The organism is Chitinophaga sp. YR627, assembly GCF_900114995.1.
Taxonomy (GTDB): domain Bacteria; phylum Bacteroidota; class Bacteroidia; order Chitinophagales; family Chitinophagaceae; genus Chitinophaga.
Map to the genome: position 1 here is coordinate 991,269 of NZ_FOUX01000003.1, position 16,380 is coordinate 1,007,648.

Annotated in this window: 14 protein-coding genes; 11 read left to right on the forward strand and 3 right to left on the reverse strand. The window is 45.7% G+C overall.

The genetic code is table 11. The annotated features are described in order from the left end of the window. Positions 1–114: 114 nt before the first annotated feature. From BMZ72_RS19590 to BMZ72_RS19610, 5 genes are all read left to right on the forward strand, one after another. Positions 115–645: a glucosaminidase domain-containing protein gene (locus tag BMZ72_RS19590; protein ID WP_143087729.1), complete on the forward strand. Its 531-nt coding sequence runs from the start codon at positions 115–117 to the stop codon at positions 643–645. A 45-nt stretch (positions 646–690) separates the two neighbouring features. After that, positions 691–2,136, forward strand: a complete 1,446-nt coding sequence (locus tag BMZ72_RS19595; RefSeq protein ID WP_089811319.1) for an SGNH/GDSL hydrolase family protein — start codon at positions 691–693, stop codon at positions 2,134–2,136. After that, positions 2,108–3,382: a GDSL-type esterase/lipase family protein gene (locus tag BMZ72_RS19600; RefSeq protein WP_089811321.1), complete on the forward strand. Its 1,275-nt coding sequence runs from the start codon at positions 2,108–2,110 to the stop codon at positions 3,380–3,382. Before BMZ72_RS19595 ends, BMZ72_RS19600 begins: the two co-directional genes overlap by 29 nt. Continuing rightward, a complete protein-coding gene (locus BMZ72_RS19605) occupies positions 3,379–4,863 on the forward strand; it encodes an MBOAT family O-acyltransferase (RefSeq protein ID WP_089811323.1) in 1,485 nt (494 codons plus the stop codon). The genes BMZ72_RS19600 and BMZ72_RS19605 overlap by 4 nt, the downstream gene beginning before the upstream one ends. A 170-nt stretch (positions 4,864–5,033) precedes the next feature. After that, positions 5,034–6,341 (forward strand): porin, encoded by a 1,308-nt coding sequence (locus BMZ72_RS19610; protein WP_177222848.1) that lies wholly within the window; start codon positions 5,034–5,036, stop codon positions 6,339–6,341. A 3-nt stretch (positions 6,342–6,344) separates the two neighbouring features. Here BMZ72_RS19610 and BMZ72_RS19615 read toward each other — a convergent pair whose 3' ends face one another. From BMZ72_RS19615 to BMZ72_RS19625, 3 genes are all read right to left on the reverse strand, one after another. Continuing rightward, a complete protein-coding gene (locus BMZ72_RS19615; protein WP_177222849.1) occupies positions 6,345–7,391 on the reverse strand; it encodes a sensor histidine kinase in 1,047 nt (348 codons plus the stop codon). 145 nt (positions 7,392–7,536) lie between these two features. After that, entirely contained in the window at positions 7,537–8,220 is a 684-nt protein-coding gene (locus tag BMZ72_RS19620) for a response regulator transcription factor (protein ID WP_012788898.1), read from the reverse strand. 171 nt (positions 8,221–8,391) lie between these two features. Then, positions 8,392–9,138: a DUF1003 domain-containing protein gene (locus tag BMZ72_RS19625; protein WP_089811327.1), complete on the reverse strand. Its 747-nt coding sequence runs from the start codon at positions 9,136–9,138 to the stop codon at positions 8,392–8,394. A gap of 125 nt (positions 9,139–9,263) precedes the next feature. Between BMZ72_RS19625 and BMZ72_RS19630 the strand changes: the two genes are divergently transcribed. The 6 genes from BMZ72_RS19630 (at position 9,264) to atpH (ending at position 16,330) form a co-directional block, all read left to right on the forward strand. Beyond that, a complete protein-coding gene (locus BMZ72_RS19630) occupies positions 9,264–11,465 on the forward strand; it encodes a hypothetical protein (RefSeq protein ID WP_089811329.1) in 2,202 nt (733 codons plus the stop codon). 167 nt (positions 11,466–11,632) lie between these two features. Then, entirely contained in the window at positions 11,633–13,303 is a 1,671-nt protein-coding gene (locus BMZ72_RS19635; protein ID WP_255373244.1) for an ABC transporter ATP-binding protein, read from the forward strand. Positions 13,304–13,591: 288 nt separating this feature from the next. After that, on the forward strand, positions 13,592–14,731 hold the full coding sequence (gene atpB / locus BMZ72_RS19640; protein ID WP_089811333.1) for a F0F1 ATP synthase subunit A: 1,140 nt from the start codon (positions 13,592–13,594) through the stop codon (positions 14,729–14,731). 49 nt (positions 14,732–14,780) lie between these two features. Further along, positions 14,781–15,062: an ATP synthase F0 subunit C gene (gene atpE / locus BMZ72_RS19645; RefSeq protein WP_012788904.1), complete on the forward strand. Its 282-nt coding sequence runs from the start codon at positions 14,781–14,783 to the stop codon at positions 15,060–15,062. Between the two features lie 118 nt (positions 15,063–15,180). Next, a complete protein-coding gene (gene atpF / locus BMZ72_RS19650) occupies positions 15,181–15,675 on the forward strand; it encodes a F0F1 ATP synthase subunit B (protein ID WP_089811335.1) in 495 nt (164 codons plus the stop codon). Positions 15,676–15,769: 94 nt separating this feature from the next. Continuing rightward, complete coding sequence (gene atpH, locus BMZ72_RS19655; RefSeq protein WP_089811337.1) at positions 15,770–16,330, forward strand: ATP synthase F1 subunit delta; 561 nt, start codon at positions 15,770–15,772, stop codon at positions 16,328–16,330. Positions 16,331–16,380: the final 50 nt, after the last annotated feature.

The following is a 16,380-nucleotide window of genomic DNA, read 5'->3' on the forward strand; positions in this document are numbered from 1 at the left end:
GTAGCCCCTAAACGACAGGAATTTAATTTAGAACAGATTATTAAATTTTAACAAGTTATAGTCATATTGTACAAATATTTCAACTATATTGCCAAAACAAAAAACAATTCTGCCATGACATCTAAGAAAATGTTCAGCAGGGGATGGTTTTGTGCAATGCTGGGTATACTTTTGCTGATAGGCAATTCGGCTTTTTCACAACGTTCGGTAACTAACTACGTGAAGAAGTACAAGCCTACAGCTGTCCGTATTATGAATGAAACGGGTATACCGGCAAGTGTGATAATGGGAGTGGCTATGCTTGAGTCGGGGATGGGGACCAGTAAGAATGCAAAATACCTGCACAACCATTTTGGGATTGTCGGACGTAACACCCTTCACAAACAGAAAGGAGTGGCCTACCGCTCCAGATACAAAGAGTTCGCCAGCGCAGAGGCATCGTTTGATTACTTTGCGAATATGGTGAAGAAAAAGAAGTGGTTCTCTTCACTGAAAGGAAACACTGAATACAAACTCTGGCTCAAACACATGAACCATGCAGGATATTCGTCCGCAGGACATGAATGGGTAAAAAGAGTTACAAGCATGATCAGTCGCTATAAATTGTACAAACTGGATGAGCAAATGGCATACACGGGGAGTTAATTTATAGTTTGTAGTTTTTATACGAACAAATCAGATTCAGCAGCTATGTCCGGCAATAATAAATCTGCCTATCCTTTCTACATTACCGCGGGGACTTTAGTGTGTTTAGTGGCTTTGTCACTTATCAACAACCAATTCTCTATCCTGGATTTTACAACCCGTCCCCTGGACCTGTTGGCCGACGTTAGAAAGGATGCCCCTGTACCCCCTTCAGAAGATATTGATACTACCGCTTATGCTACAGTACCCGTTACCGGTACTACTGATACGGCTGTAACTGTAACAGAAGATTCGACTGCTATGGCAGCCGCAGCTGCTATTCCTGATCCCGATCACCTGCATAACTTTGCTACCTATACGGGCATCCTGAACTATCACCCACCAGTTGGAAGTGATAGCGCTGTTACGGCAGGCCTTGAGCATTTCCTCGTGGCCCTGGATGACCTGAAAGCTAAAAAAAGAAAGAAGGTACGTATCGCTTACTTTGGTGATTCCATGATCGAGGGAGACCTGATCACAGAAGACCTGAGAGATAGTCTGCAAAGACTGTTTGGCGGACAAGGCGTTGGCTTCGTGCCGGTCACTTCAGTCGTAGCCGGTTTCAGAACAACGATCACGCATACTTTCTCTAAAGACTGGAAAGATTACAGCTATAAACAATTGCCACCAGCAGCTCTGCCACTGGGTATTTCCGGACACACTTTTATGCCCGGAGAAGGCAGCTGGATCAAATATCAGTCTGTGAAGAAACGCGGTCTGAGCAAATTTGAACAGGTGAGCGTGCTGTATGGACCTTCCTCTTCCGGTAATATTTCCGTAAATAATAAAGCATATGCATTATCCGGTCATCAGGCAGTGAACAGACTGTCCCTGCATGTGGATTCTGCTAATTCAAAACAGGTGACCATCAAATGGGCCGGCGGTAGTGCTGCGCCATTGTATGGCGTTTGCTTTGAAGGAGATACCGGTGTTTATGTGGACAACTACTCTTTCCGCGGTATCAGCGGTATTGAGTTGGGTAAACTGTCCGGTAAACTGTTACAGCAGATGCAGTCAGAACATCCTTATGATCTGATCGTCCTGCACTATGGGGCTAACGTATTGTGGAAACCAGAGCTGACCGATTATTCCTGGTACGGCAATCCAATGAAAAAGGTGCTGGATTCACTGCGTAATGACCTGCCAAATGCTTCTTTCCTCGTAATAAGTACAGCCGATAAATCATACAAGAAAAGTGGAAATTATGTAACTGCACCAGGTGTGACTGCGTTGCTCAAAGTACAGCATGAGCTGGCGAAGGGACACGGCGCTGCCTACTGGAACCTGTATGCTGCAATGGGTGGACACAACTCCATGATCCGTTGGGTAGAAGGCGACACGGTGCTGGCTAATAAGGACTACACGCATTTTAACCGACAGGGAGCGGCCAGAGTAGGGGCGCTGCTGTATAAAGCGATGATGGATGAATATAAGCAGCTGGAACGCCAGTAAGAAAGGAATTATCAGTCTATTTACAGGAGTGTTGACTACCATCAGCAGCGTTGTTGCGGGGCAGAGCAATACTATTGCCCAGGATACGGCGCTTTACCGTTTCTTCAAGGCACTGCATCATGCTGATAGCAACGTTGTATCTGTTCTTCACCTGGGAGATTCCCATATACAGGCAGGCTTCTTTCCTTTTACGACTGCTTTTTTCCTGCAACAGGATTTTGGAAGCGCAGGCCGGGGATGGGTATTCCCCTATAATCTGGCCAATACAAATGGTCCTTCAGACTACCGCTGGAACAGTACCGGCAAGTGGGATGTAGACAGGATCATTGACAGGAATAAGTCTACCGATATACTGGGACCGGGCGCTATTGTGCTCACTTCCAGAAATGAAGCGCCGGCACTGGCCTACAATGGCCGGGAAGACGATGAAAAAATGGATAACAATATCCGTCAGGCAGAACTGTTCTATGATGCGGGTGCAAACGATGCGCCGGTTACGATACCTGGTGCAGGTGTAGATATATCGGCTACGCCGTTTGAAGGCGCCGGTACCACCCTGAGAAAGGCTTCTGTTACCTTTCCCGATGCGGTACAATCCTTCCAGGTAAGGTGGGATCGTCAGAATACACAGCCTTTCCGCTTTTATGGCGCCTTGCTCCAGAATGGCCATAATGGCGTGCTGTATAGCGCCGTAGGGATTAACGGGGCCATGTTTCAGCATTACAACGATAATAATAACACCCTCATTTCCGAAATGGAGGTGATGCAGCCGCAACTGGTTGTTATTTCCCTCGGTACCAACGAAGCCTATGGTGCATTGAACGCACAGGCATTCCGTACACAGATGGATGACGCCGTGAAAATGATCCGGAAGTATCAGCCGAATGCCTGTATCGTGATGACGACCCCTCCTGAGTGTAAGCGGGTGAGTAAAAAGGCATTCCGGAAGAAAGTGGGGAAAAAATATAAGACGTATTACCGTATCGCATATTACCCGAACCCTTATATAGCAGTTGTTACACAGCAAATGATGAGCTATTGCCGGGAAAACGGACTGGCCTGCTGGAATTTTAATGCTGTCAATAAAATGATGGTAAAAGCCTTTGCAGGAGGTTGGTCTGGCGATCATATCCACTTTAACGCCCGAGGATATCAGTTGCAGGGTAAATTGCTGTACGAGGCATTGCGGAACAGCTACGACAAATATTTAAAAGTAGAAAAGACTCATAAAAATATCGCTGAATGATCGATGTAAATAAGCTGCTGGATATCCTACTCTACCATAAAGATGATCCGTTACTATTAAACAGCGCTTTTTTCCTGTATTACTTTTTCGCTTTTTTACTCTGTTACCTTGCGGTAGCCAGGAGTAAAGAGGGAAGAGTTGCTGTATTTACCCTCTTTTCACTTTATTTCTTTTACAAAGCCTGCGGCATGTTTGTAGGCCTTGTGATCCTTTCGGCAATCGTAGACTTTAATCTGTCGCGGTGGATCTACCAGTCGGAAGACGACCGCCGGCGAAAGGGCCTGCTGATACTGAGTATCGTGCTGAACCTCGGCCTGTTATTTTATTTCAAATACACCGACTTCTTTATTGGTATCATCAACCAGGTATCTAACGGGGATATTCCACTCCTGAAACTGATGCTGCCGATCGGTATTTCCTTCTATACATTTGAGAACCTCAGTTATACGGTGGACGTATACAGAAAGGAGTTCAAGCCGGTTGACAATTTCATGGATTATCTCTTCTTCCTGTCATTCTTCCCTAAACTGATGATGGGACCGATCGTAAGGGCGCATGACTTTATTCCGCAGATCTCGAAACCATATGAGCTGAATTCAGAAGATATCGGAAAGGGCATGTACCTGATCATAGCTGGTCTGTTCAAGAAAATGGTGATCTCCGACTTTATCTATCAGAACTTTGTGCAATATATTTTCGATGATCCGTCCAGGCATACCGGTCTGGAATGTCTGTTAGGTGTTTATGGTTATGCCCTGATCATCTATTGTGACTTTTCAGGGTATTCTGATATTGCTATTGGTATTGCCCGCTGGACCGGCTTTAAGATCCCGCCAAACTTTGATTCTCCTTACCAGAGTTCCAATATTACAGAGTTCTGGCGCCGCTGGCATATCTCCCTGTCTTCGTGGCTGAGAGACTATCTGTACATCCCGCTGGGAGGTAACCGTAAAGGGAAGGTTCGTCAGTACGTCAACCTGGGATTAACTATGCTGATCGGGGGCTTCTGGCACGGTGCAAACTGGAATTTTATCTTCTGGGGAGCCATGCACGGTGGCGCACTGGCGATAGACAAGGTACGCCTGGACTGGTTGAAGAAACGCGGTGGTGGTGCTACTGGTTGGTTGGGAAATGTGCTGAAAGTAGGTGGTATCATTGTTACTTTCCATTTTGTCTGCTTCTGCTGGGTATTTTTCAAAGCAAGCACTTTCCAGGATGCCTGGAACCTGTTACACCAGGTAGCGTTTGATTTTCAGCCTGAAGTGTGGCTGGAGCTCTATAATGGTTATACCGCGGTATTCTGGGTGATGTTGCTGGGCTTTGTCCTGCACTTCCTGCCTAAACGCACAGAGATCTTTACGGAAGAGTCACTGTCAAAGGTGCCTGTGATAGCAAATGTGGCGATTATGGTGCTCTTCTTCTGGATATTGATCCAGGTGAAGTCATCCGAGACCATGATGCCTATTTATCTGCAGTTCTAAAGATAACGCCCCTGGGCGCAAAGAGATAGAAGGGCTATCCGCTAAAGGCGGATAGCCCTTTTTATTTGGAAGAATCATACAACTGAAGAGCTTTTTGGTTTGTTAAGTTTTTGTTATGAGATTCTTTTTCCGTTGCTTTGCGCAAATTTTCCTGAATGCGACTAAAACATATGGCAATCATTTGCTTGCCTTTGTTATGCTCCGGGATTGCCCGGGGCCAGTTTCTGATGGACATGATCGATACGACCACCAGCGTGGGTAAAGGCATGTTCTCACTTTATCAGAAGTATGACGCTGTGCGTTTTAGTGGCTATATCCAGCCACAGTTTCAGTATGCCACACATAAGGGGATCAATAGCTATGCCGCAGGGAATTTTCCCGATGAGGTAGATAACAGGTTTTCCTTACGCCGTGGGCGTTTCCGCCTGGATTATGCCCGTTATGATGACGATCATATGCCTGTGGTGCAATTTGCCTTCCAGTTTGACGGTACAGAAAGAGGGGTATTTATCCGTGACTTCTTTGGCCGTATTTTCGAGAATAAATGGGACGTCTTTTCCCTGACGGCGGGTATGTTTGCCCGTCCGATCAGTTATGAAGTGAACCTGTCGTCAGGCGATCGTGAGACCCCCGAACGTGGTCGTATGTCGCAGATCCTGATGCGTACGGAGCGTGATATAGGTGCCATGGTGAGTTTTGAACCCCGTCGACCTAACCATCCCCTGAAGTTTATGAAGATAGATGTTGGTCTGTTCAACGGACAGGGTCTCACGGCGACCAGCGACTTTGACAGCCATAAGGACATCATTACCCGCTGGGCCGTTAAGCCAATAAAACTGAACAGCCGTAACTGGCGTTTATCAGGTGCGGTTTCCATGTTGTATGGCGGGATGGAGCAGTTTACCAGGAATATTTACAAAACCGGTATGCAATCCGGCAAGCCGGCGTACTACGTTGACTCAACAGCAAGCAACATGGGTAAGATCGCTCCAAGACATTACTATGGAGCTGATCTGCAACTACGTATCCCGAACGGCAAGGGAAAGGGTGCTACGGAGTTCCGCCTGGAATACCTGCGTGGTACACAGACGGCAACCGCTGCTACTTCAGAGACGCCGGGAACTATTCCAGCCAGTGGAGGTATAAACTCACCATTGTATATCCGTAAGTTTGATGGTGCTTACCTGTATTATATGCAAAACCTTGGTAATCCGAGAGATCTGATAGTGATAAAATACGATTGGTATGATCCTAACAAGCAGGCAAAAGGAAAAGAGATCGGTGCCACCGGTAGTGGGATGTCAGCTGCGGATATCCGTTACAATACCCTTGGACTGGGATATGTACATTATTTCAACCCTAACATGAAGGTGATGTTGTATTATGACATTGTGAAGAATGAAGGGACATCACTGGAGGAATATACAGACGACCTGCCGGATAATGTGTTTACCTGCAGACTGCAATACCGTTTCTAAAGCTTATTCTCCTGATTCCAGTGTGAAGCCGAAAGTAGAACCTATTTCAGGTTTACTGCGGATGTTGATGGTCTGGCCGTGCGCTTCAATGATATGTTTCACGATGGCCAGGCCAAGACCTGTACCTCCGATATCACGGCTACGGGCTCTGTCGGTACGGTAGAAGCGTTCAAATACACGTGGGAGGTGTTCTTCCGCAATACCAATACCATCATCTGATATTTCCATCAGCACACGTTTGTCATCCATTACATAGATGCTGGCGACGGTATGGCCATCAGTACGGCCGTATTTGATGGAGTTGTCTACGAGGTTGATCAGTACCTGTCTTACCTTTTCCTTATCGGCCAGTACGTGTATGGGTGCTTCACAGCCTTTCTTCACGTTGAATTTGATGCCTTTGGTGTTGGCTTTGAGAGACAGGGTATCGAATACGTCCTTGATCAGGTCCTGGATAACGAAGTTCTCCGCGTTAATGGTCATTTCACCACTTTCCAGTTTGGATATTTCGTCCAGGTCGTCAATCAGACGGCAAAGTCTGTCGATATTTTTAGTAGCGTTCTTGAGGAACAGCTTATTTACATTCGGATCTTCCAGCGCGCCATCCAGCAGGGTGTGGATATACCCCTGTACGGCGAAGATCGGCGTCTTCAGCTCGTGACTCAGGTTGAGCAGAAATTCTTTACGGAATTCCTCGTTACGGCGAAGGTTGTCAAGTTCCTCTTTTTTCTGGCTGGCCCATTTCTCTACATCTTCACTTACCTCTTCGATCGTTTTCAGGGGCAGGATATTCTTGTTGAAGAATTCTTCCCTTTTGGATGCTTTGGTCTGGTAAATGAATTTGTAAATGAGTTTTATTTTCCTGTAAATGAAGTTCTGTAACGTATACAGATACAGGTAATAAGAGACGAGGAACGTCAGTAAAAATGCTATCAGGATGATTTTCCACGGAGCGCTGATTAGCACAGTCCCCAGCGTAATGATCACTGAAAGTATAAGGGCAGTAAAACCTGCCAGTTTTTGCGGAGAAAGATTTTTGGCTTTAAACATACTCCAAAGTGAGTAATTGCTATAATAGCGGGAAATTAAACCAAATTTTTCACTTGACATAACACACAAGACTGGATACGCAATACCCGTTGCGTATCGCCGTTACGAATAATGGTGGTTAAATGGTAGAGATCTGAGTGGTGGCTTACATTTCGAATTTGTAACCAACTCCCTTAACAGTGGTGATAAGGTCGATACCTATTTTCTGGCGTATTTTACGGATATGCACATCGATAGTACGGTCGCCTACGATCACTTCTGTACCCCATACCTGATTGAGGATCTCATTGCGGAGGAATACACGACCGGGTTTTGAGGCCAGTAACTGCAGCAGTTCGAATTCTTTCTTTGCCAGGATGATTTCCTGACCCTTGTATGTTACGGTGAATTTTTCGCGGTCGATGATCAGATCACCCAACTGTACCTGTGTATCTTCAGGTTTGTGCAGACGGCGGAAAAGCGCGTTGATACGGCTTACCAGCAATTTTGGTTTGATAGGTTTTGCGATGTAGTCATCCGCACCCATATTCAGACCATCAATTTCTGATTTTTCATCATTCAGGGCTGTCAGGAACAGCACCATTGTATCTTTAAACTCAGGAAGCTTTCTTATCTCCCGACAGGTATCGATACCGTTTTTGTTTGGCATCATGATATCAAGCATGATAAGGTCGGGGCGGAATACTTTCGCTTTCTGTACAGCCTCACTGCCATCCTTTGCTGTAATGGTATCATATCCTGCTGACTTCAGATTATAGCTGATAATTTCCAGAATGTCGATTTCATCGTCCACCACCAATATTTTACCTGCAACCGCTTGGTCTATCATATACTTTGACTTTTTAAAGACGACACAAAATTATAACGCCGGCTTTGCTATTAATGAAAAATTAACATTATCTAATTGTTAATTCGATCACAATGTAGAACAGTACAGGGATACAAGTCATGCAAAAGTACAGCATTTCAGGCTGCCTTTGCACATGGTATAATAGTATTATTAAACAGGTTTTTCATTCGTATGTTTATGGTTATTACCATTTCCTGCGATTTTTTTCAGTGCCTGGTTCACCTCATTCAGCATTTCCAGCTGTGTTTGCTGTATTTCCATCATGTCCTGTTGCTGATGAAGGATCAGGTGATCGATCTTTTCATGGAGGATCCTTACTTCCAGTTCGGACTTAAGGTTGATCATATAGTCATTTTTCGACCTTTGCCGGTCTTTTTCCTCCTGTCTGTTCTGGCTCATCATGATCACAGGGGCCTGTAGCGCGGCAAGACAGGACAGAATGAGGTTCAGCAGAATAAAAGGGTAGGGGTCAAAACCCTTGTTGGCCAGCCAGTAAATGTTGCCCGCGATCCAGAGCAGAATGAATGCCAGAAAGGAGATGATGAAGGTCCAGCTGCCGCCGAATGAAGCGATCTTATCGGCTACCCGCTGTCCGAATGAGAAAGTCGCCGGATTTTCCCCGTCATCCAGCTTATCGGTCAGCGTCTGCTGCTCTTTCAGCTTGTCCAGCACCATTTTTTCCATCTCTGTCAATGCGCCGATTTCCTTTGAGAACAGGTGTTCCAGGTACTTTTGCCGGTACTCATTTATTTCGGAGACAGCGAGGTGAGATTTGCCGGTGATCTGAGGGTGATCTTTCTGTAAAAGTTCCAGGACATTCTTGCTGACGGCGCGGCAATGTACCTTTTCGGAAGCGGGGTATGATTTCCCGGATAGATCACTGATAAACGTTTGCATGTGACACTCACTGTTTTGGATGCTCAAAAATACGCCTAAAAGCCCGGAAATGCGGCGCTGTAGTATTTTGGTCGTAAATTTGCTATACTAGCTTGATAAAGTAAGAGTAAAGCCTATTTACATTAATGAAAAAATTTATAACTGTTATCTTATTGCTGGTTGCCCTGCAGGTGACCCTGGTGCATGCTCAGACGACTCAGAAAATTGATATACCTATCGGACGAATTGGTTTCCATGATAATATCGATAAAGAACAGGCTGCCGCACTGAAATTTGACGGAAAGGCGGATGACCTGGTACGTGTTTCGGATGATCAGACGATCAATCTGCAGGTGACAGATGCGCTTATTAAACAGATCGACGACATGCAGACCCAGATTGAACTGGATTCTGCCCTGGATCACCGTCTGAAGATCAAATACCTGTCAGGCCTCTATGTAATGATCCACGATTATAACACCAAACGTGCCTATACCCGGATCGCTCCGGAAGAAGCACCCGTTATGGTGACAGCTTATCGTGAGATGATGAAGGCTGACATAAAGGGCCAGAGTATATTACCTTACGTATACCCGCTGTCCTTTGACGCAGGTGAACGTATGATAGAGCCATTCAAGGATAACCCGGGTTATAAGGACGCCCGCGGGGTGTTATTTGCAAAATTTGCTTTTAATAATCTCGAAACGGTGATGTCCCAGATAGGTAACTACCTGGAATATCCGGCTACTGACTCTGTCATCGCAGCCGTAGCCAGGAAGTATCCGAACCAGGTGCTGACTTACGCTACTTCTTATACACCGGTGGCTACCGCCATTAAAAGGAATCCTGATCCGATCGTACAGCTCATCGTACAGATAGGTAATTCCGGTAATTCTACCCTGATCCTGCCGTTTATCGACGAACTGATGGCAGGAACAACAACTGTTGAAAAGCTTTCTGCGATAGCAGAAAATGAAGATAAATACTTCAGACAACTGGTGAAAAGCGCCATTGTACTGCAGCACAGAAAAAACAGCGGCGAAAACATTATTGGTCTGAAAGCCATGCTGGAAAATATGCAGGCACGCTCCCTGCGTTACATCCGCGAAATGAACGACCTGCATGAGGAGCCTGCAAATGTGCGTTTCAGAATTGTAAAGGACTTTACACCGGAAGAACTGTACTACCTGATTGTGAACGGTCAGGAAGAACTGTATACTTCCAGTTATACCAACCATAACAACGCCGGTTTATACGACCAGATGATGGCCCGTATGAAACCTCCGCGCGGAGATAGTCTGCTGATGCTGGTGGAATTTGACAGGTTCAAAAAATTCATCGCCATGGCAGCTGGTTTCAATACGCTTGACAACTTCCTGAAGTCAATGGCGCCGGAGAATGCAAACTACCTCATGAAGAAGTATGTAAGCAGTCTCGAAAAAACAGAAGACCTGGAAGATGCAGTGGATGTGGCCAACTCATTCGGCAGTATCCGTGATCAGAAGCTACTGGCTTTCCTGCGAGAAGAAGTGCAGAAAAACTATACGTTCGTATCCCGTAAGAAAGACAGAAGAGGTACCGTGATCTATGAACTGCTGGGGAGTCTTTTTGATACAGAGAACAATAGTGGCAGCGATTCTACCAAAGCAAGCCAGATGGCTGCCAAACTGCAATTGCCACCGATCAACTTCGTGACTTATAACGCGTTACTGAGCGATAGCGGCCGTGTATACCAGCAGGTATTCTTTTATGGAGATAAAGACGGTCATGATTCATACGTAAGCTTTATGGGTAACTTCCCGGCCAGCGAATGGAAGATCAGCAAGAACAAGTACTGGACCACCATCCAGTCTACGAAAGGCAAGCCGATCACCATCTACGCCAACCTGCCGCTGGAAGAACCGGAAGATAAAACAGCGATCGAAAAGCTGAGCGAATACCTGGATGAAAATGATATTCATCCGACCGTATTCATCCACCGTGGTCATAGTTATCACGTGAATACGACACTGGATAATCTGCAGAGTTCTGCGAAGATCGTCGTACTGGGTTCCTGTGGTGGTTACCACAACCTGGCGATCGTATTGCAGAAATCGCCTGAAGCGCATATCATTTCTTCTAAACAGGTGGGTACGCGTTTCGTGAATGAACCGATCATCCGCACTCTGGACGAGACGATCCGTGCCGGTAAGAATGTTGACTGGGTACAGATGTGGGCTGCATTAGGAAAACGCTTTGCAGGTGATGCCCGCAATAAAGAGCTGTTCAGTGACTATGTGCCTCCGCACAAAAACCTGGGCGCTATTTTTATCAAGGCCTACAAACAGATCATGAAGGAAGACAAGTAAAGGAATTATGAAATAAAGAAAAAGCCCTCCGGCAATGTTGCCGGAGGGCTTTTTCTTTATACTTTTGTACGGTGGAAAATACAGCGGTCAAGAAGGTTTTTGATATTAGCTTATTAAGGAGGATATTCACTTATGCAGTTCCATACAGGCGCTCGTTCTATCTTTCGATGTTCCTGACGGTATTACTTGCCGTTATATCGCCCATGCGGCCGTACCTGATACAGCTAACAGTTGATAAATATATTGCGGGTCAGCTGATGCAGATGCTGATCTACATCACTATCGTACAGGTCATTCTCCTGTTACTGGAAACGGTGATGCGTTTCTATTTCTCCTATCTCACAAACTGGTTGGGGCAGTCGGTTGTAAAAGACCTCCGTGTGGCGGTGTACAGAAAGATCGTACACCTGAACCTGGGCTTTTTTGACAAGACGCCTATTGGTACACTGACGACCCGTACCATCAACGATATTGAGGCAATTAACGATGTTTTCTCAGAAGGTCTGATCTCCATTATTGCTGATATGCTGATGATTGTCGCTATCCTGGTGGTGATGTTTATCGAAGACTGGCGCTTAACACTGATAAGTCTTTCTCCTTTCCCGATACTGATCATTGCAACCTACATTTTCAAGGAAAGTGTCAATAAGTCTTTTCACCGGGTAAGGAATGCTGTATCAGCATTAAATGCCTTTGTGCAGGAGCACCTGACAGGCGTAGTGATCGTACAGGCTTTCACTGGTGAAAAACGGGAATATGCCCGCTTCCGCCAGATCAACAAAGAACACCGTACTGCCAATATTGACGCCATCTTCGCCTATTCTGTATTCTTCCCGGTAGTGGAAATAATACTGGCCATTTCTCTTGGTCTGATGGTATGGTGGGGCGCTAATAAAGTACTGAACTATGAGGTGACACAGGGTGTGATGATCGCATTTATCATGTACCTGAATATGTTGTTCCGCCCGCTGCGTATGCTCGCGGATAAGTTCAATACCCTGCAGATGGGAATGGTGGCCAGTGAACGCGTATTCCGTATCATGGACAGCGATGATCATATTACCGATAGTGGTACTAAAGATGCCGCCGGTATGAAAGGTGCGATCACCTTTGATCATGTGTATTTTGCCTATAAAGATGCCGAATATGTGCTGAAAGACATTGACTTCAGCGCTAATCCGGGAGATACGATCGCTATAGTAGGACATACCGGCTCCGGTAAAACAACCATTATCAGCATCCTGAACCGCCTTTATGAAATACAGAAAGGACGTATACTGCTGGATGGTACAGATATTAAGGACTTTACCCTGAAAGCATTGCGCAGTAAGATAGGTGTGGTGTTGCAGGACGTGTTCCTGTTTGCCGGGTCAGTGTATGAAAATATAACGCTGCGTAACCCGGCTATCAGCAGGGAACAGGTAGAGCAGGCCGCTCAACTGATAGGATTGCATGACTTCATTTTGCAGTTACCGGGCGGCTATGACTACCAGGTGATGGAAAGAGGCAGCACCCTGTCCCTGGGACAGCGGCAGCTGATCTCATTTGTACGCGCATTGCTGTACGACCCGTCCATCCTTATACTGGACGAGGCTACCTCCTCCGTAGATACAGAGTCCGAAATACTGATCCAGCGTGCTATTGACAAGCTGATCTCCGACAGGACCTCTATCATCATCGCACATAGATTATCCACTATCAGTAAAGCGAGCAAGATCATTGTGCTGGACAAAGGGGAGATCCGCGAAATGGGTACCCATGAAGAGCTGCTGAAACTCGAAGGATTCTACTATAAGCTGCACAGCATGCAGTTCAAACAGACAGGGGTATCAGCGTAAGGTGATACAGACACATTATGTCTGCCTGTAATAAGTTGTTAATCAGGAGAGGAACTGATAAAATACCCCGTGACAACATAAAGCCGGAAGCGTTCCCGAAAGATGGATAAATCCTACAGCCCGGTTGTAGCCGCTGAGCAGAAATATGTTTCATTTAAGTAAATAATTCAATATGTTATGCGCGAGAGGGGCCGTCGAAAGCGGTCCCTCTTTAGTTGTATATATTTTTTGGAATCGCTACCTTTTTGATAATAAAACTGCTATCTTTGCGCAAAATTTCAGAAAGCGGTGATTTCCTACACTCTGTCCAAATATAGACTGGTAGCCCTTATTCTTGCATTTTGCATAAGCGGTTTTAGCACGTTTGCGAATACTTCAGAAGCTCATGAGGAGCCTAAGAAGGGTTTTGACGCCAAAGAGGTACTTCTTGGCCACGTTAAGGATGCCCATGACTGGCACCTTTTCAGCCTTGGAGAGTCACATGTGACTTTACCTCTGCCCGTTATAATCTACAGTAAAGAGAAAGGCATTAGTAGCTTTTCTTCCTCAGCGTTCCATCATGGCCATGCGTCTCATGAAGGTTACCGCCTTGTAAACAAGCATTACCGTGAGGAGAAAGGTCTGGAAGAGGCAAAGTATCCTGACGAGCGCATCATTGCAGTAGATGCAAATGATAATCCGACAGGAGCTGAGATCTACGATCTGTCTATCACAAAGAACATCACTTCCATGATCATTGCAGCGATCCTGCTGATCTGGCTGATGATCTCCGTAGCGAAAGCTTATACAACAAGAGGTTCCAAGAAAGCGCCTAAGGGTATGCAGAGTCTGTTGGAGCCGGTGATCATCTTCATCCGTGATGAAGTGGTGAAACCAAACATTCCGGGTATCAACGCAGAACGTTATACGCCATTCATTCTGACCTTCTTCTTCTTTATATTAATTAATAACCTGCTGGGTCTGTTACCAGGATCTGCTAACGTAACCGGTAATATTGCTGTGACATTCGCCCTGGCGCTGATCAGCTTTATTGCAACAATGGTTAGTGCTAATAAGCATTTCTGGTCTCACATACTGAACCCACCGGTTCCGGGTTGGGTTAAACCGATCCTGGTGCCTGTAGAGATCATCGGTATCTTCACTAAGCCGGTGTCTCTGATGATCCGACTGTTTGCCAACATCCTGGCGGGTCACATCATTATCCTGAGCATCATCTCCCTGGTATTCATCTTTGGTTCCATCAACAAGGCGGCTGGTTACGGTTTCTTACCGATCACTGTGCTGTTCAACATCGTAATGATGATGCTGGAAGTGCTGGTTGCTTTCATCCAGGCGTTCATCTTCGCTAACCTGACGGCTGTATTTATCGGCCAGGGTATGGAAGTAGCTCACCACGATGATCATCATGCAGGTGACAAGCACCATTAATATATTTCATTAGGACAAATTAGTAATCAAACATAAATACACATTCATTATGGCAATTTTAACTGTTTTATTGCAGGCTGCTCCTGAAGCTGCTGCTGCTGCTGCTGCTTCAGCAGGTCTGGCTAAAGCTGGTGGTGCTATCGGTGCTGGTATCGCTGCTATCGCAGCTGGTATCGGTGTAGGTAACATCGGTAAGAGCGCGCTGGAGTCAATCGCTCGTCAGCCAGAAGCTGCGAACGATATCCGTGCAAACATGATCCTGGCTGCGGCGCTGGTAGAGGGTGTTGCCCTGTTCGGCGTTATCGCTGGTCTGTTGGCAGTAGTGCTGTAAGGCTAAACTTATTACTGCATCTGGCGCACAGGGCAAAGGATGCAGTAATCTTCACTTTAAGGATGTGTATCCTGATTGCTTATAAAACAACTTGCGAACAAATTAAATATTCATACTCATGGATCTGTTACAGCCCGCGTTAGGCTTGTTTTTCATTTCATTAATCATATTCGTAATAGTATTCCTTATCCTGAAGAAATTCGCGTGGAAACCAATCCTCTCTACGCTGAAAGAAAGGGAAACATCTATCTCTGATGCGATCGCATCTGCTGAGAGAGTAAAGGAAGAAATGGCTCAGATGAAAGCTGAACATGAGCACGTACTGGCAGAGGCAAAAGCTGAGAGAAGCAAGATTCTGAAAGAGGCAAAAGATGCTAAAGATCAGATCCTCAGCGAAGCTAAAACTCAGGCTCAGGCTGAAGCTAAGAAAATCATCAGCGAAGCTTATACTGCTATCGACAACCAGAAAATGGCTGCGCTGACCGATGTGAAAAACCAGGTAGGTAAACTGGTAATTGAAGTAGCTGAGAAGGTGTTACGCAAAGAGCTGGCTGATAAAACAGCTCAGGAAAGCTACATCAAAGAACTGGCAGGAGAAATCAAATTAAACTAAAGCGATAGGCTGAAAGGCGAAAGCTACAGGAAATTGATGACATGATTGTCCTTTTCCTGTAGCTTTCAGCTTGAAAGGCCAAAAGATATATAATATGCAGAATCCCCGTTTAGCATCCCGCTACGCAAAATCTCTGGTAGATCTGTCCTCTGAAAAAGGACAGCTGGAAGCTGTACAAGCTGACATGCAGTTCCTGCAACAGCTGGCCAAAACCAATCCGGATGTAGTAGCTCTGCTGAAAAGTCCGATTGTGAAGCCTGATAAGAAACAGCAGATCCTTGCCGCTATCTTCGAAGGTAAACTGAACACTATCTCAGCTGCCTTTATCAGGTTGCTGGTAGCGAAAGGAAGGGAAGGTAACCTGCCTGAAATCGCACAGGAATTCGGTAAACAGTATGATATCCTGAAAAATATCAGTAAGGTGAAGATCACCACAGCCGTGCCCGTAGACGCAGCTGTACTCGATATGATCAAAGCTAAAGTACAGGCCGGCACTGATAAAAAGGTGTCGCTGGAAGCTTCAGTAAACCCTGATCTGATCGGTGGCTTCGTACTGGAGTCAAATAACAATTTGTACGATTCTTCAGTATTGCGTGACCTGAACGATATCAAAAAGCAATTTGCTGAGAACATTTACGTTCACAATATCAGATAATACAATTAACAGCAGCCGCTGCGTACACGCAAAGCTGTTGTCGTTATATT